Source organism: Rheinheimera sp. MM224, from assembly GCF_947090785.1.
Lineage (GTDB): Bacteria > Pseudomonadota > Gammaproteobacteria > Enterobacterales > Alteromonadaceae > Pararheinheimera.
Window position 1 is genome coordinate 705497 of record NZ_OX352320.1, and the last position, 17426, is coordinate 722922.

The 17426-nt window shown below is 45.0% G+C and carries 16 protein-coding genes; 12 read left to right on the forward strand and 4 right to left on the reverse strand.

All coding sequences use genetic code 11. The annotated features are described in order from the left end of the window. Positions 1-339, reverse strand: coding sequence for a helix-turn-helix domain-containing protein (locus OM978_RS03445; protein ID WP_068068063.1), 339 nt, complete (start codon positions 337-339; stop codon positions 1-3). Between the two features lie 785 nt (positions 340-1124). On the opposite strand from OM978_RS03445, the gene OM978_RS03450 reads away from it, so the two are divergent. The 6 genes from OM978_RS03450 to OM978_RS03475 all read left to right on the forward strand — a co-directional run bounded on the left by OM978_RS03450 (position 1125) and on the right by OM978_RS03475 (position 7422). After that, positions 1125-1937 (forward strand): hypothetical protein, encoded by an 813-nt coding sequence (locus OM978_RS03450; RefSeq protein ID WP_264345532.1) that lies wholly within the window; start codon positions 1125-1127, stop codon positions 1935-1937. Positions 1938-2096: 159 nt separating this feature from the next. Next, positions 2097-2870 (forward strand): hypothetical protein, encoded by a 774-nt coding sequence (locus OM978_RS03455; RefSeq protein WP_264345533.1) that lies wholly within the window; start codon positions 2097-2099, stop codon positions 2868-2870. A 792-nt stretch (positions 2871-3662) separates the two neighbouring features. After that, entirely contained in the window at positions 3663-4013 is a 351-nt protein-coding gene (locus OM978_RS03460) for a PadR family transcriptional regulator (protein ID WP_264345534.1), read from the forward strand. Then, a complete protein-coding gene (locus OM978_RS03465) occupies positions 4013-4960 on the forward strand; it encodes an HAAS signaling domain-containing protein (RefSeq protein ID WP_264345535.1) in 948 nt (315 codons plus the stop codon). The genes OM978_RS03460 and OM978_RS03465 overlap by 1 nt, the downstream gene beginning before the upstream one ends. Before the next feature lie 251 nt (positions 4961-5211). Next, the gene (locus tag OM978_RS03470; protein ID WP_264345536.1) at positions 5212-5610 is read left to right on the forward strand and encodes an MAPEG family protein; all 399 of its coding nucleotides are present in this window, start codon (positions 5212-5214) and stop codon (positions 5608-5610) included. 3 nt (positions 5611-5613) lie between these two features. Next, entirely contained in the window at positions 5614-7422 is a 1809-nt protein-coding gene (locus tag OM978_RS03475) for an ABC transporter transmembrane domain-containing protein (protein WP_264345537.1), read from the forward strand. A 151-nt stretch (positions 7423-7573) separates the two neighbouring features. On the opposite strand, the gene OM978_RS03480 is transcribed toward OM978_RS03475, so the two are convergent. Next, entirely contained in the window at positions 7574-8491 is a 918-nt protein-coding gene (locus OM978_RS03480; protein ID WP_264345538.1) for an alpha/beta hydrolase family protein, read from the reverse strand. Between the two features lie 265 nt (positions 8492-8756). On the opposite strand from OM978_RS03480, the gene OM978_RS03485 reads away from it, so the two are divergent. From OM978_RS03485 to OM978_RS03495, 3 genes are all read left to right on the forward strand, one after another. Beyond that, complete coding sequence (locus OM978_RS03485; RefSeq protein WP_264345539.1) at positions 8757-9476, forward strand: hydrolase; 720 nt, start codon at positions 8757-8759, stop codon at positions 9474-9476. A 72-nt stretch (positions 9477-9548) separates the two neighbouring features. Beyond that, a complete protein-coding gene (locus OM978_RS03490) occupies positions 9549-9893 on the forward strand; it encodes a c-type cytochrome (protein WP_264345540.1) in 345 nt (114 codons plus the stop codon). A gap of 28 nt (positions 9894-9921) precedes the next feature. After that, positions 9922-11673 (forward strand): amidohydrolase, encoded by a 1752-nt coding sequence (locus OM978_RS03495; RefSeq protein WP_264345541.1) that lies wholly within the window; start codon positions 9922-9924, stop codon positions 11671-11673. Positions 11674-11721: 48 nt separating this feature from the next. On the opposite strand, the gene OM978_RS03500 is transcribed toward OM978_RS03495, so the two are convergent. Next, positions 11722-12624 (reverse strand): LysR family transcriptional regulator, encoded by a 903-nt coding sequence (locus tag OM978_RS03500; RefSeq protein ID WP_264345542.1) that lies wholly within the window; start codon positions 12622-12624, stop codon positions 11722-11724. A 242-nt stretch (positions 12625-12866) separates the two neighbouring features. Here OM978_RS03500 and OM978_RS03505 point away from each other — a divergent pair, with 242 nt between their 5' ends. From OM978_RS03505 to OM978_RS03515, 3 genes are all read left to right on the forward strand, one after another. Further along, entirely contained in the window at positions 12867-13589 is a 723-nt protein-coding gene (locus OM978_RS03505; protein WP_264345543.1) for a substrate-binding periplasmic protein, read from the forward strand. Positions 13590-13659: 70 nt separating this feature from the next. Next, on the forward strand, positions 13660-14316 hold the full coding sequence (locus OM978_RS03510; protein WP_264345544.1) for a substrate-binding periplasmic protein: 657 nt from the start codon (positions 13660-13662) through the stop codon (positions 14314-14316). 183 nt (positions 14317-14499) lie between these two features. After that, on the forward strand, positions 14500-15225 hold the full coding sequence (locus tag OM978_RS03515; RefSeq protein ID WP_264345545.1) for a hypothetical protein: 726 nt from the start codon (positions 14500-14502) through the stop codon (positions 15223-15225). 33 nt (positions 15226-15258) lie between these two features. Here the strand turns inward: OM978_RS03515 and OM978_RS03520 are convergent, their stop codons facing one another. Next, on the reverse strand, positions 15259-17286 hold the full coding sequence (locus OM978_RS03520) for a methyl-accepting chemotaxis protein (RefSeq protein WP_264345546.1): 2028 nt from the start codon (positions 17284-17286) through the stop codon (positions 15259-15261). Positions 17287-17426: the final 140 nt, after the last annotated feature.

Sequence of the window (17426 nt, forward strand, 5' to 3'; positions counted from 1 at the left end):
CTATCCTTGTTTATGACTTTTTATCAGTGATAACGCCATTTCTATGGCCTGTTCTATCACTTTTAAATCCTCTTCTGAAGCATTTTCTTGATCAATTTTTCTAAACATAGCATTTAATTTTTGGGAACGGGAATTTCCTGCCTCATTTCCTGCCAAGTGATCTAATGTGACACCATAATAATCGGCAAAGCTTTTAAGCAACTCAAACGATGGGTTTTGCGTTTTTCCCTTCTCCAACTCCCAAACGTGGGGCTTAGATATTCCAACGGCATCCGCTACCGTTTGCAGGGAAGCCTTTTTATCCGCTCTTAGTAATCTCAATCTTTCAGCTAGCGACATGATGTTCTCTCCCTATAAAAATGCGCCGTATGATATATCTAACATAACCATACGGAAAGATCTTGACAAGGTATATTTTACACAATAGGCTTACATCGTTAGGATTAATCTAACGAAATGTGAGGATATATGTATGGCAACTAATGGTAAATCAGGCGATAACCGCCGTCACGGAGCTGTAACTGGACGATCTCAAACCCAAACACCTAGCGGACACTGGGTTAAGCGAGATACAGAAACTGGTCAGTTTATGGATGTTAAGACATCGGATAAATCGCCATTTAAGGGCGTCCGAAAAGAAAAATAGGCATTGGCGTTAGCCAATACCTATTTTTGTGATGTGTATAGAGTAAGCCGAGAATGCAAACTCTATGGGAACACTACCGGAGGTCTCATCCCAATCAGGATATTCCGAAAGCGCCTAGACAGCCTTGAGAATATATTGAGTTGCATCACATAACAAGAGTTACCTCCCCATTTATTTGGAGGAAAGCCATGAATAAAGTAAAGGTTGTTCATGTAACCACTTACCCTCGTTTCCGTTTCGGTCGATGGGAAAGTGTATGCTCGCACTGGCGCTCAATGCCCCATTAGTGCAATTGGGTATCAAAAGTGTTGAGGCAGTCTTGGCACTTTTGTTTCAAATCAGTTTGCTACCTAGATGTTGGATATCAGTGGCTCTGCCAAAGAATAATTTTGATAGATTGACTCTAGATAGATTGCGTTAGCAGCTTTATACCCGAAGTAGATTAATAATTTGGGTCAGAAGTAAGGACCTTTAGAAAATGAGAAATATTCATACAACGATTAACGAGTATTACGATACATTTGAATCTTATGCTGGAGTTGTATCATTGAGGGCTAAATGGTTTTGGTGCTTTATCTTCGCGTTAATTTTGTCTTTCTTTTCAATGGTATCAATGCTTGGATTAATTCAAGTCGATTGGTACATCGCAAATCGTAAATTTCTCTTTATAGTTTTTATTCTAAGCTTTTTCGTCACTCTTTTTTGCCTGGCTAAACTAAGTCTGAATAAAGACGCGGCGGCCGTCAAACGAAGCCAAGAGTATTTGGGAACAAGTGAAGGTAGGCTATGGAAATTAAAATCTATGTGGCTTAAAAAGTGTTTACCTTATAAACAGTCAGAATACCTAGACATTGCGGATATGATTGATAAAACACTCATATACAGAGAGCGGTATAGGGATTTAACTGATTTGCGCATTAAAGATTTTGGTGACTGTGTATTTGCTGACGAGTCTAAGCCCAGAATTTTAGCAATGTTCTTAATGCTATGCGCAACTGTAGCAACACTTTCAATAAAGGAAGGCGCTACACTCACAGGAATATTGGAGTTTTACGGACAGGCGTCTTTAACTGAAATTTTGATCATATTTATCGTAGCTCCAACAGTCATCTTTGTGGCCTACCTGGAGGCCAAGTTTGTAGTCGTAGGTATAGCAAGACTAATGGAAAGAATCCTTGAAAGACTTAATGGTAAAAATGCTTTTAGTCGACGACGCGCGAGAGTTTTTGTTAATGTTCTCGTTCAGCATGTCTCTTTTGAGAAACCGAGACTTAAGGTGTTTCACCTGTAAGTTTATTTATAATTTTTCAAGACTGCTGTGGACCGGAAATTTTGGTCACTTCATTCTACTCAGTGAATTTGCCCAATGTAGCGACCAAAAATACTCAACTTTTCAAACCGGCTGTAAGACCTGAATTATTACATCAAAGTGAAACAGGCAAAGGACATCATGCAGAAAACCAAATTCACGTCGCCAAAAGAATACATGAAGCATAGACGACCGCATGCATTTTCAGACTCTGTTTTGGTCGAGAGTGGAGAGCTCGATCGAAGTTATCTCGAGTATTTACTCTCGACTATGGGAGAGAGAAGCCAAGAACTCAGTTTTGAAGCATTTGCAAAGAAGTTGTGTGAAAAAGTGATTTGTCCAAATCTACTCCAGCAAACTGGCCCAGTTGCAGGTGGTGATGGAAAGACTGATACACAGACTTTCCCTGTGGCGGAGCAAATAAGTGAACTTTGGTTTGAGGGGATTAATAAAAAAGAAAATGAAGAACGCTGGGCTTTCGCAGTAAGCACCCAAAAAGATTGGAAATCTAAGTGCCGAAAAGATATAGAAAAAATATCTGGAACCAATAGAGGATATAAGCGAGCGTTTTATATTTCCAACAGGGCCGCAAAAGCTAACATTAGAGCTAGTTTGGAGGATGAATTAACTAAAAAGCATAACATCCAGGTTACTATCTTGGATATCAGTTGGATTCTTGATCAAACATTTAAAAATAACCTGAGAGATCTTGCAATCGAAACTCTTGGCCTTTCAGTGTCATATAAAAGTGAAAAGTCATTAGGTGAACACGACTACTCAAAACAGCTTCAGCTAAAAAATATTATAGAAAAAATAAATCAGGAAATTGTGCCAGGTGACATTCACTGGGAACAGGTTCCTATGTTTATTGAGTGCGCAAATCTATCGAAGGAACTGGAGGAGCCGATACTGTAGTGGACCATTGATAATGGCCAGACAGTTATAGTCAGAAACCGATCTATTAAAACGTATATTAAATAATGCATGCATTTTTCGATATTTGGTAATGCATTGAGCTGAATCTTTCGCAATATTTAGGCGCTGTAATCAACTAAGTGCGCTTTCATCGGAAAGCAGCAATTCGATTGAGGCTATTTCCATCGTCAGCAATAGGCAGGTTCCAGACTTTTCGGAAATTCGCGGGGGAGGTTTGTAATGAAGTTCCCAACGTAACTGAAAATTATGCTTCGGTTTTCTTAGTGTCCTTCCAAAGATTCTCATGAGATCTGCTCAATGAGCTACTGGATTAAAGTAGTGAGCTTTGGACGCTCAGAAATATTGACAATATCCCTATTTAGCTCAATTCAGTCTCCTAAAAATCGGGAGTGAGGATTTCAGGCTCTCATAGGCATTTTCGCTGGGAAACAACGATTTAGTTCGATTTCTCGTCGTCTAACCAATTGAAAAATAATAATGACACGCCAGTGTACAGAATGACACTGTCATTAAAACCTACAAAAATACTTAATTATTGATTAAAAAATAAGCTTGCGATCTTACTGTGTCGCGCCTAGTATTTGCTGTGTGACACACAGTGTGCGTGGCACAGTATCGATAGTTTATACCCAAGTACCTTGAAATTGCGGCGAGGCGACCAGTCTGTGAGTCCCCAGGAACATAGTTCACCTATGTAACTGGGGCGAGATGGCGCAGTCAACAAAGCAGCGGCTTCAAGTACGATGGATATATCGGAATACAGGATTTTTTATGACCACTTCACAGCTGGACAAAATGCGACTGGAACTGCGCCGTGGTGTGCTGGTACTGGCTGTCTTGGCTTCGTTGAAGCAGCGACACTATGGCTACTCGCTTAGAAAGCAATTGCAGGACAGAGGCATCGACATAGACGAAGGCACTTTGTATCCGCTGGTGCGGCGTTTAGCTGAACAAGGTTTGCTGGACAGCGAATGGCAACAGGCCGAAGGCCGCGAGCGGCGTTATTACTTGTTGTCTGAGCAAGGCAAAGAGCTGCTGCTGCAACTGACCGACGAATGGCTACAACTCAATTCGGCTTTGGATCCTTTGTTAACACAAGATCAAAGCGGGGAGACAGAATAATGGAACTGGTAGAACGTTATGTAGCTGCGGTGCAGCGCGAGTTACCTGAATCGAAAAGACAGGAAATAGGCCGTGAACTGAATGCCAATATTATGGACCAGCTCGATGCGCTTAAAGAACAACAGGGCCAGTTATCAGAAGATGATGTGGCCGCGGTGTTGAAGCAAATGGGTCGGCCAAGAGTTGTGGCTTATCAGTTTATTCCGCCAAAAGCTTTAGTTGCAGCCGAAGATATGCCGTTGCTAAAACACACTTTGTATATGGTGTTGGGTGTACTTTTTGTATTGCAGGTGATCGGCGCTACGACCCATTGGATGGGTAGCAGTGATGGCAATTTAATTCGCTTTATGTTGCAGCTGGCCGCTGGTTTTATGGCTGATGCCTGTTTTGCTTTTACTGTGATAGTGCTTAGTTTTGCTGCAGTGAATGGTACAGGGCATAAGCTGGGTAATTGCCCCGGCAAAGACTGGTCGCCTAAACAGTTACCCAAAGCAGACTTGGGCTGGCAGCATATTAGCCTGACCGACATCTTTACCGATTTGGCGACCTGTATCTTTCTGCTCATTGTTATTTGGTATCCGCTATGGATGAATCCGGCGGAGTTTGCTGCCCGTAGTGTCACCTTTACTGACACGGCTTTATTGATGTTGCAGTGGTTTAGCCCAGTGATTGTGCTGTCTGTGCTGCTGAGTTTATGGCAGTTACAGCAACGGATCTGGAACCGCAGCCTGTTGCTTACCAGCATTGCAATCAACGCAGCTTTTGCGCTGTTTTTAGTGGTATTGGCTTTTAGTGGTCCTCTGTTGCAGGCCGGTCCAGCTGAGCTGAATAGCCTGTTTACAGTACTACAGTTGGAAAAAAGCTTAACTTATGGTCTTTTGATCACCGCCTGTTTCCCAGGTTATGAAGTGGTCAGGGATCTGCTCAGGTTAAACAGACTGAATTGAGGTGTATACCCAAGTCACTTTAAGATGCACCATGAACCATGAACCATGAACCATGAACCATGAACCATGAACCATGAACCATGAACCATGAACCGGTAACCATAACATGAACCTCAGACCATTCCCCATCCACTTTGGCGGATTGCCTGCGGCGAATCCACCCTACGTTCATTCAGGGGGCTGTTGAATTTATCACTCGGCAGCCCCATAACCTTCAAAGGCAATCCGCCTTACCTTACTGAAGGTTTATCATGGCTTTACATCTTCCTGCTATTGTCACTTTGCTGGCACTTTTATTGTTTTTATACAGTTGTATGGCCGTTGCTATGGCGCGGAAAAAATATGGCGTGGCTGCTCCTGCAACCACGGGTAATCTGGATTTTGAGCGCATATTCCGTGTGCAGATGAATACGCTGGAACATCTGGTGCTGTTTTTGCCTGCACTCTGGTTATTCAGTGAATATGTCAGTCCGGTCTGGGCTGGGCTTGTAGGTTTGGTCTGGTTGGTTGGCCGTTTGTATTACGCTGTCAGTTATATTAAAGACGCCAAAAGCCGTGGCCCTGGTTTTGTCATTGGTTTTGCCGCCTTGCTGGTGCTGATGATAGGTGCTGCCGTTGGCATAGTGCTGCGTATGATGGCTGGTTTATAAGTCATGAGCAGCACATCCCTTGTTACCGAAGCAGAGCCTGATACTGAAGTTCAGGCTCCAGCCAAAAAAATTGGTCCGCTTTTTAGCTTAATTCCGTTTTTAACTCCTTATGCCAGCCGCTGGTTGCTGACTTTTATCGCTTTAACAGTAGCGGCAGTGGCCACTCTGACTTTGCCAGTAGCTTTTCGGTATCTGATTGACGCGGGTTTTTCCACCGATCAGGCTGGCCACATCGATCAATACTTTCTGGCGTTGTTTGGCCTTTCTGTCGTCTTAGCTGTCGCCACCGCTTTGCGGTTTTATTATGTATCCTGGCTGGGTGAGCGGGTCACGGCGGATTTACGCAGTGCTGTCTATGCCCATGTAGTGAAAATGAGCCCGCAGTTTTTTGAACTGACTAAAACCGGCGAGGTATTGTCGCGTTTAACCACTGATACCACCTTAATTCAGGCTGTGGTGGGCACCAGTTTGTCGATGGGTTTACGCAACACCTTCTTGTTGCTCGGCGGACTGGTGATGTTGTTTGTCACCAGCGTTAAATTAGCCGCTTATATTTTGCTTACCCTGGTGCTGGTGATTTTGCCGATTTTCTTATTTGGCCGAAAAGTTCGTAAGCTGTCGCGTGACAGTCAGGATCGTATTGCTGATGCCAGCGCTGTAGCAGGTGAGGTGTTAAACGCTATCCCCACAGTGCAGTCATATCGGCAGGAACAACGCGAAACTTTGCGTTTTACCGACTCGGTCGAAAATGCCTTTACCACAGCTTTATCCCGTATTCGCGCCCGTTCTATGCTGACTTTAGTGGCGATAGTGCTGGTATTTGGCGCTATCTCTTTTGTGCTCTGGTTAGGTGCTCAGGCGGTGCTGGCCAATGAAATGACAGGCGGCGAGTTATCGCAGTTTATTTTATATGCGGTACTAACAGCTGGTGCTATTGGCGCTATTGCTGAAGTCTGGGGCGATTTACAACGTGCAGCCGGTGCGGCCGAGCGCTTAATGCAGTTACTCAATGTAGAATCCCCTGTGGTTGAAAGAGCAGATCCTCTGCCTTTTGTAGTGCCTGAACATAATCTGGCTGGCAGTGGTATTGAGTTTAGCTGCGTTAATTTCAGCTACCCATCGCGGCCTGATACTTTGGCCTTGCAGGATTTTTCACTGCAGATTAAACCCGGTGAACATATAGCTTTGGTTGGCCCTTCAGGGGCAGGCAAAACCACTTTGTTCCAGCTGTTGCTGCGCTTTTACGATCCACAACAAGGCCAGGTGAAGTTTAACGGCATGGATTTAAAAGACCTACGCTTAACAGATGCCCGCCAGCCTTTTGGCATAGTGCTGCAGGACACTGTGATTTTCGCAGGTTCTGTGCTGGATAATATCCGTTATGCCCGCCCTGAAGCGTCAGAGCAAGAAGTAAAACAAGCCGCGCAAATGGCAGCAGCTCATGACTTTATTCTGGCGTTACCTGAAGGCTACAACACTTATTTAGGCGAACGAGGCGTGCGTTTATCCGGCGGTCAACGTCAGCGTATTTCCATAGCACGAGCTATCTTAAGTAACCCTTCGGTGTTATTGCTGGATGAAGCCACCAGTGCTTTGGATGCTGAAAGCGAACGACAAGTGCAGCAAGCTTTGGATAATGCGGCGCAAAACCGTACTACTTTGGTGATAGCGCACCGGCTGGCAACAGTCTTGGCAGCCGATCGTATTGTGGTGCTGGAAGCGGGGCGTATTGTGGCTCAGGGCACACATACCGAATTGCTGCAAAGCAGTGAGTTGTATGCCCGTTTGGCGGCGCTACAGTTTAGTCACTAATACCCTTCGTACTTGAAGCTGCAGCTTTGTTGACTGCGAGCCTCGCCCCAGTCACATAGGACTACTATGCTCCTGGGGTCTCACGCTCTTGTCGCCTCCCTGCAACTCCAATTACTTTGGGTATATGTATGCAGGCAGGAAGAGCTTTGGTTTATAGCCAGGGCTCGAGGTCATTTACATAATCTGCTGGCAACAGATGACCACTGTCGAAGCGAAATAACTTTTTATCTGCGTTGGGCAACGCATCAAACAGCTGTTGATTCTGTTTGATGCTGGCGTATTCATCGTCATCTGCGGTGAAAAGCCACACTTGATTGTCTGCCAGACCTGCCATCATATTAAGCGGTGCTACCACTGCGGTAGTGCTGTTCATATGGGGCGGCACTATGGCAGCGACACTCTGAATACGAGAGTCGACACCAGCTAATAACAAGCTAACCTGCGCTCCCATGCTGTAACCCACCAGTTTAATAGTGTTTTTATCAAGTATCGGTTGCTGTACCAACCAGTCCAGCAACACACGATGATCCCGGACTGTATCCACCAGCATGGCTTCGTACGGCTCACGTTCTCCCCACCAGTGCAAATTATCAATAATATCCACTATGCTCAGATCCGGGTCTTTACGTAAGCCATGATGACGGGCATCTATGGCCACAACCGCATAACCCTTCTCTAGTGCCATAGCGGTGATTTTGTCGGTTTGCTCATAGGTTGCGCTTGTTTTGAAATGATCCTGCCACCAGCGAATTTGACTGCGCCCCATAGCATGAGCGCCAATCAGCACTGGCACCGGTTTCTGAATTGTTTTTGGATCTTGTGGGTAGCTAATACGACCATTAACAGTAACGCCATCAAAGCTCTGATAGGTGAACTCAAAACTTTGTGGGGTTAATTCTTTGAGCTCCAGTTGCACCTGCTGTTTCACAGGGTAAGCATAACGTGCTGTCAGCTGCTCTGCGCTTAAGCTGTAAGGCTTTAAGCCAAATACGCCATACCAAAGCGCAGCTACTCCAGCGACCACAACACCAATAGCCAACATTGTCTTTTTTCCTTTTGTTTGCGCCATAACTTTTTCCTGTTTTTCTACCTGGGGAAACGGAGATCCAGCATGTGTGGCACAGAGCTTAAAGCAGTAAATGTGAAAATGACGTCAAATTGAGTTCTGTCTGGTAGCTTATTTTTTATATTTTAAAATTCCACAAAACAGAATGAAAGTTGCTTTTTTCACTAATTTTCATTCTTTTTTATTCCTCTATTATATGACTCATGGACTGGTTACGCAGTCGTCCATTAACAAAACCAAAACTCAATCATCCAGAAGGAATTTTAAAATGTTCAAATTAAACAAAACCTTACAATCTGTTATCGCTGGTATTTCTTTGTTTGCTGCTATCAGTGCTCCTGCTTTAGCGGGTGAGCCTGGCAAGACGCTGTTAACACCAACCAACCACACTCTGATTTTGATTGACCACCAACCACAAATGGCTTTTGCAACACGTTCTCATACCATTGAAGAAGTGCGTAATAACGTCACTGGTTTAGCTAAAGCGGCTAAGGCTTTTGAAGTGCCAACTATTCTGACGACAGTGGCCGCTAAGTCGTTCAGCGGTCCAATTTTCCCTGAATTACAAAAAGTATTCCCTGAGCAAACTCCGATAGACCGCACCACCATGAATACATGGGAAGACAAACGGGTGACTGATCTGGTGAAGAAATTCAAAAAGAACAAAATTGTGATTTCTGCCTTATGGACTGAAGTTTGTGGTGTAGGCCCTGTGCTGTCGGCCATTGATGAAGGCTACGAAGTGTATTTTGTCACTGATGCTTCTGGTGGCGTCAGCAAAGAAGCTCACGATATGGCGGTGTTACGTATGATCCAGGCCGGTGCCCGTCCTGTGACCTGGCTGCAATACATGTTAGAGCTGCAACGTGACTGGGCTCGCACTGCCTCTTACGAAGCTGTGACTGATATTGCCAAAGAACATGCAGGTGGTTATGGCTTAGGTTTGATTTACGCCACTGAAATGTTCCATGCCAAAGAAGGCCAGTAATAGCAGGTCAGCAACTTGATAGCAGAAGGCCACGATAAGTGGCCTTTTTATCGAAAGAGTAGGGAGGCAAAGATGAAAATTTTAACAGCTTTAGCTTTACTGATAGTCGCAGCTACATTCAGTCAACACTCAGCAGCCAGCAATGAGCAGTTGTATGCCAAAGGTCAGGTGTTATCCCAGCAGTGTTTAGGTTGTCATGGTGAATTTGGTATAGCTCCGGTGGCTACCAACCCTAATCTGGCCGGACAAAATAAAGAGTATTTGCAGTACGCCTTAAAGGCATATCGCGACGGTAAACGTAAAGGCGGTTTCGCTTTTATTATGCAGGCGAATGCCAGTGCGCTATCGGATCAGGATATTGAAGCTCTTGCGGTATTTTTTTCATCTCAAAGTGGCAAACAAGCTGCTGGGTTGTAGTCGAACACTGAATTAAAAGGAAGATTTTATGAAACTGGTGAAACATTTAGTCGCAGCGGCAGTGGCCTCTGGTTTGTCATTCAGCCTGATGGCGGCTGATTTAATAGTCTACAACGCAAAAATTCAAACCTTTGATGGCAAAGAATACTCGGCTTTTTCGGTCACTAATGGCCGCTTTGAACAATTAACTACAGACAGCCAAAGCCTGCTGGCGCAAAAAACAGCTAACACTCAGCTGATAGACGCCCAAGGGCGTCGGGTGATCCCTGGCATCAACGACTCTCACTTGCATGTGGTGCGTGGTGGTCGCTTTTATAATTTAGAAACCCGTTGGGAAGGGTTAACCTCATTAAAAGACGCTTTAGCTTTGCTGAAAAAGAATGTTGAAGTGACACCAGAAGGCCAGTGGGCACGGGTAGTGGGTGGTTTTAGCCCTTATCAGTTTAAAGAGAGGCGTTTACCTACCTCGGCTGAGTTGACCGAAATTGCGCCCAACACTCCGGTCTTTGTGCTGCATTTGTACTCTGGTGCTGTACTGAATAAAAAAGCTATGCAAGTGCTGGGGATCAGCAAAGACTCAGTGGCACCAAAAGACAGTTATTATGAAAAAGACGCGCAGGGGGAATTAACAGGCCGTTTAATTGCCGACCCTAACCCGACCATTTTGTACAAAACCATAGCTGCGCTGCCGCAGTTGTCACAGGACGACCAGTTAAATTCCAGCAAACAGTTTTACAGCAAATTGCTGAGTTTAGGTGTGACCAGTGTGGTGGACGCTGGCGGCGGTGGCCATGACTTTCCTGAAAACTATGAGGCTTCTACCGTATTGGCTGTGACAGGTAAATTGCCAATCCGGGTTTCGAACTATTTATTCCCGCAAACCCCGGGCAAGGAGTTGAGCAGCTTCAGCCAATGGATGAGTAACTACAAAAACAATCAGAACCTGCATTTGCATATGGATAACGGTTATGTCGTAGAAGGTGGTGGTGAGTTGCTGGCCTGGAAAGCCTCTGACTACGAAAACTTTATGTCAGCGCGGCCAGAACTGGATGCGGACGCCGATCCTGAATTAGAGCAAATCGTACGTTTGCATTTAGTGCAAGGCTGGCCTTTCCGTATTCACGCCACTTACGATGAGTCGATTGAACGTATGCTGACGGTGTTTGAAACTATTAACCAGACTCAGCCACTGAATAAAGTACGTTGGATTATCGACCATGCTGAAACTATTTCAGATAAAAATCTGAAACGCGTTAAAGCTTTAGGTGGCGCTATTGCAGTGCAGGGCCGGATGGCTTTTGCCGGTGAAGACTTTTTACAACGTTATGGCAAAGCCAAAACAGAACAAAGCCCACCTTTTAAAAAGATGCTGGAGCTGGGTATTCCTGTAGGTTTTGGTACAGACGGCACCCGTGTCGCCAGTTTCAACCCTTGGGCAACCTATTACTGGGCTGTATCGGGTAAAACTGTAGGTGGCACTCGTTTGTACGGTAAAGAAAATACGCTGGACAGACTGACAGCCTTAAAAGTCTTTACCTCTGGCAGTGCCTATTTTTCAGGGGAAGAGCTGGTGAAAGGCCAGATTCAGCCTGGCATGTATGCTGACTTCGTGGTGCTGAATCAGGATATTTTAAAGGTAGCTGAAGAGAAGTTATTGCAGACTGAAGCGGAGCTGACAGTTGTAGATGGCGAAGTGCAGTACGCCAGCAAAACTGCTTATCCAACTTTATATAAAAAGCCAGAAGCTGCATTGCCAGCCTGGTCACCGGTAAATCAATAAGTTTTGAGTCACAGAAACCACCACCTGAATGCAGGTGGCGGTTTGTTTTTACATATCGTCTGAGGTAGGTAAATCCATACTCTGATAACGCAATTCACCTAAAAAAGTGCGGGCGGCAGGGCCTAGTTTGTCGGCGTCTAAAAACAGTAAATGCAGATTCACTTTACGGGTTCGGCCATTACAAAGCGGTAAAGGTTTCAGCAAGCCTAGTTCTAAGTCATCCACTATAGAAGTTAAAGGCAACCACGCAAAACCCAGACCTTTTTTAATCATATCTATCGAGGTCCGCATATGACTGACAGTCCAGCGCTGATTGGCTCCAAGCCAACCTTCGTCATTGCGCCTTGATATAGCTGAATCGCGCACGACTATTTGCCGATAGGACTTTAAATCTTCAATGGTTAAATCGCGTTCTATGGCAAACAGTGGGTGAGTGGGGCAGGCAACGGCCATAAATTCTATCTGGCATAACTCTTCACTGAAAATATCTTTAATGGTCAGTGGTGAGACCGCAAGATCCACCTGAAAGGTTTCCAGCAACTCTTTGGCACCGGATAAAATGGATTCACTCAGTTCAATGCGCAGCATAGGGTAAGCCGCCGAGGTATTTTCCAGCGCTTTGTACAATAAATGCTGCGGGAATATTTCATCCACAGCTATACGTAATTTAGTCTCTATGCCTTCGGCCAATGTCAGACCTATATCTTCAACCCGCGAGGCTTCATCCAGCAGATAATTGACCCGGCGCAGAATCATTTCGCCTTCTTCGGTCAACAGCGTCTTACGGCCTTCTACCCGGAATAAAGCAACACCTAAGCTGGCTTCAATTTTTTGCACTGCAGTGTGAATGCTGGACTGGCTTTTATGGATCACCGCAGCGGCCTGATTAAAGCCTCCATGATCGGCCACCACTTTAAACATTCGCCACTGTTCCAGTGTCACTTTTAGCATGCTGCGCTGTATCCCGTAGTTATAAAAGAAAAACTAAAAAGCAGAGTGAGGTAACTATTTAAGTATTTTACAGTCCTGCCGACATTTGTCACTTAGCTAATAAGCTGATTCACAAAGCCATATTGCCAGAGTGGCTAAAAACTCAGCGCTGCTTCTTTGTGTTTTGCACCGCAATTTCATTATTGCTGCTAGAGTTAATCTCGTATCAGCAGTCCTTTTTGTATTTTTGATGGTAGTTACTTATGTTCAGGTTTTTACTGTGTTTTGTTATCTGCTGGGCTTACGCCGAAAAAGCTGTTGCCAAGGAGGAGTTACGATTTTTAATGCCAGACTATCCGCCATACACCTATCAGGAAAGTGGGCATAATAAGGGCATAGGGTATGAGGCTGTTGCAGCTATTATGGCGGACTTAGAGCAACCATTTTCGGTGCAGTTAGTGCCTCATTTTGGCCGCGCTATTGTTGAGCTGCAACAAGATACAGTCGATGGTTTTTTTCTGGCGACCGAAAGTGATGAACGCAATAAAAATGCTGAGTTTTCTGAAGCTGTATTGACGATCCAATGGACCTGGGTTTGGTTAAAGCAGCGTACAGATTTGGTGCCAGGCTCCGCAAACTTTAAACATAAAGCGCAAGTATCAGCACAAACCAACAGCAATACGTTCCGCTGGCTGAAAGAACATCATTATCAGGTGACCGCGGGCACTACCGATATCCGGGGTTTGTTAAATTTATTGAAATTTAAACGAGTCGACGCCATTTTATTACCAGAGCTGACCATAAAAACGCTGATGGCAGAACAAGATATTGATACGGCGTTATTTAGTTTTCAGCAGGAAATTACCTTACCTTTTGCGATTTATATCAATAAAACTTACCTGAACAATCATCCGCAGTTTATGCAGCAATTAAACGTAGCTATTCGTCGTTATCATGCTCAAGTTCATGATGAACAGTCTCTGTAAGTTGCTCAAAATTTTTATATGCTGCTGTTGGCTTTTAGCAGCCGCAACGGAGGCGAAAGAGCCTTTGCGCATGGCGATGCCAGATTATCCGCCTTATACCTACATACAAGATGGGAGCTATCATGGTTTTGGCTATGAAGCTTTTGTCAGCATTATGGCCGATCTGCAACAAGACTTTAAAATCGTATCTGAACCGAATTACGGCAGGGCAGTAAAGGATATGCAAAATCAGGTGGTGGATGGTTTATTTCTGGCGTCTGAAAATGAAGAGCGCAACAAAGTCGCCGAATTTTCTACAGCTGTCGCTTACACAGGCTGGAGTTGGGTTTGGTTAAAGCAACGCAGCGATTTAAACCCAGATTCTGCTGAGTTTAAGCAAAACGCTATAGTTTCTGCTCAATTAAACAGCAATACCTATTTATGGCTGTTGAAGCAGCATTATAAAGTTGCGGGTGCTCCAAACAATATCCGCATGTTATTTACCCTATTAAATTCGCGTCGGGTAGATGCCATTCTGTTACCCGAACTGACAGCAAAAGCCGTGATACAGCAAGAGAAACTCGATCCTGCTTTCTACTCGATACAACTGGAAATACAGCTACCTTTTGGTATTTATATCAGCAAAGCCTATATAGCCCGCAATCCGGAGATTATGCCAAAATTAAATCAGGCGATTCTGCGTTACCATCAGCGTCAAAAGATGCCTGCCCCTGCGCCTTCTCACTAGTGTTCAAGCTGTTCTTGTTGCGCCACTGAAACTATTTCCGAATTTCTTAATCTGAGTTCTCTGCCATTAGGTTGAGCGTGGAATTTTCCATGGATTCAGCAGCCAGTCAGGCGCAGCAGACAATATGAATAGTTGCAAAAAGGTGTTGTTCTCCTACAATGGCGCGGCAACTGGAGAGTAGTGATGAAATTTTCGGCAGTATTAGCTCTGGCTTTAAGCGCCAGTCCTGTGTTGGCAACCGAGTGGTGGCAAACAAAACAGGATCCAAATAACACTCAGGTGATAGCGCTGGGCAAAAAGCCTGTGCTTTCTGTAGCCTCTTGCCCGGAAGATACAGCGCTGCGTTATTATCTGAAAGATGAGAAAATAGCTGCGCTGCAAAACACCTGGTACCAACAAGCCAGTCGCGAACCTAACACCGCTTTATATCGTTGGGTCTATGGTCCTACGTTGTCCGAAAGGTTAGAAAAAGCAGTATGGCCAGGTGACGAAGCTTTAATCAAAGCTGCATCTTTAGGCGCAGTACAACAACTGACAATGGAATTTCCTCAGTCTGAACAAGACAATTTAGCCTTTGAAGATGTGCTGGTTTTTAATCTGCAATTTGCTGGTTTTACTGCCGATCATAAGCCGGATTTACGTATTAATCTGGACAGAGATTTAAGCCGGGTCGCTGGTGTAGGTGACTTGGATTTAGCGCTAAATCATCGATTAGCCAATAATATTTGTGTGGTGCATAGCCTGAATGAACTGGCAAAAGACAAAGAGGTTGAGCTGAAAATCAAAGGCAAAACGGTACCACATCTGAAAATCAGTTCTGAAGCCGTCGCCAGCCAGTTGTGCCTGGTAGAAATTCATCAGCAGCAGGTTGTAAAAGGTTCGCTGACTTTGCCTGTGACTCAGTGTTAAAGATGCCTCATCCGAGGCATCTTGGTGTTGCAATCAAAACTTAAACTGACTGACTCTGTCATCGAGTTCTGTAGCCACAGCTCTTAAGTCTTCAGCGGTTCGTGCAGAACTCTGTGTTGCCTGGGTATTTTCATTAGACATCTGAGCAATGCTTTCCACTTTCATGGCGACTTCAGCTGCAGCTGCTGCCTGATCATTTAAGGTCACAGTCATGCTTTGTACCATTTGTTCTACCATGCCCGAGCGCTTGCTTATGCTGGCAATGGCTTGTCCCGCTTCGCTTGCAAGCACAACGCCTTGTTCAACTTGCAGATTTCCCTTTTCCATGTTGTTCACGACCAAAGCTGTGCCAGTTTGTATCCGTGCAATCATCTGGCTGATCTCACTGGTTGAGGTGGCGGTGCGCGCAGCTAGGCTTCTTACTTCATCAGCTACTACAGCAAATCCGCGGCCTGACTCTCCAGCCCTTGCGGCTTCAATAGCGGCATTTAATGCCAGTAAGTTAGTTTGCTCTGCAATAGCACGGATCACGTCGACAATACTGGATATTGCCTTAGCATCATTGCCTAACGAGGTCACACTACCAGAAGCTTCTTTAACCGTCAGGGCTATGCTTTGCATACTTTGCACTGTGTCGTGTATTACCTTGCTGCCAGCTACTGACGCTTTGCCTGATTCTTCGGTTTGAAGCCGGGCTTGTTCTGCATTTTCAGCCATATGACTGACGCTGACTGTTAATTCTTCCATTGCTGCCGCCATCGAGGTTGAAGCCTGGCTTTGTTCTTCGCTGGAGTTTGCCAATTGCGAGCTGGTCGCTGCTATATTGTTAGCCGCTTGCATCAGTTGTATTGCTCTGTCTTTAATTTCCTGCATCATGCTGCCGAGTTGTTTCGACAAGCTGGCAGCACTTTGGGCTACACGGCTTAACTCATCATCGCCTCTGTCACGCACGTGGGCACTGAAATCACCGGCGGCCAGAGAAGCCATATCTTGCTCTAATCCTTTTGCTCTGTTGGTTAAATCACGGGCAAAACCAGCAATCAACCAACCGACCAGAAATAAAATACTCAAACCAAAAGCCAGTAACTTATAAAACCCCAGCCATTCCGAATCGATACGCTGCAGTAAACCTGCCTCTAACCGTTCGGTCATAAAACTTTCCAGTTCCATAATTGTTAGTAGCAAGGCATCTAGTTGCTGAAGTTGGTTTTCCAATTGATTTTTTGAGATTTCACCGCCGAGCACTGTGTTTATCAGTTGCTGGCTAAAAGAACTTATTGAAGCCGCAACAGGACTCCAGCGTTGTTGCAGCAGGACTGCAGCTTCAGGATCTACATCTGAAGCCAGCTCAAGATCATTGTTGATCCTTTGCAGCATACGGGGAAGTTCGCGTTGTACAGTACTTTCCATCCGGCCTAATCTTTTCTCGTTCGTTTGGCCTGACGCCATGATAGAAGATACAGAACCACGCAGTTGTTGTAACTGTTCAGACAGGGCTGGCAGACTGTCTACTGCGGTAATCATCAGATAATAGGTGCTCGCGTCTGGATCAAGCAGTAAACCTGTGTCTCCTGCAACATGGTGCCTGAACTCAGTGACAAGACCTATCAGTTCAATATGAGCCAATGAATTCTCACTGGCTGACATTCCTGACCATTGCTGGTCCAATGCTTTCCATTTGGAGTTGAATTCAGAAATTTTGGCTTGCCATTGTTCCGCCTGAATATGCAACGTATTTTTAGCCAGCTCTGCCAGCGCTTCGTTAATGGCAGATGCATCGAGGTGGGTTTTTGTACGGACCGAATCATCGCCATTCAGCACTAATGCTGTTGAGGCTCTGTGGTCGGATATCGCACGGCTGACAGGTGTCAATTTTTCTATGTACTTTTTGCCAAGGAGCTCTGTTTTATCCCGATCAATAGCCGACAAGTCGTCCAGCATAGACAACCCCAGCAACAGTAAACCCGGAATAATTGAAGCTGCAAAGATCAGCAAAAACTTGCCTTTGAAACTTAAAGCACGTGATAAACGTACGGCTGGAGCGGTTAAGGTGTTTATCATATAAAAGTCTCGCTACGTTGGTTTGTAGGGGTATTACTTACCAGAGCAGTCTTTATACATTAGTTTACTCTTGATTTCAAATTTATCATATTTACGGTTATTGCTGATTTTTGAAATATTCAAAGAGATATGGCCTGACT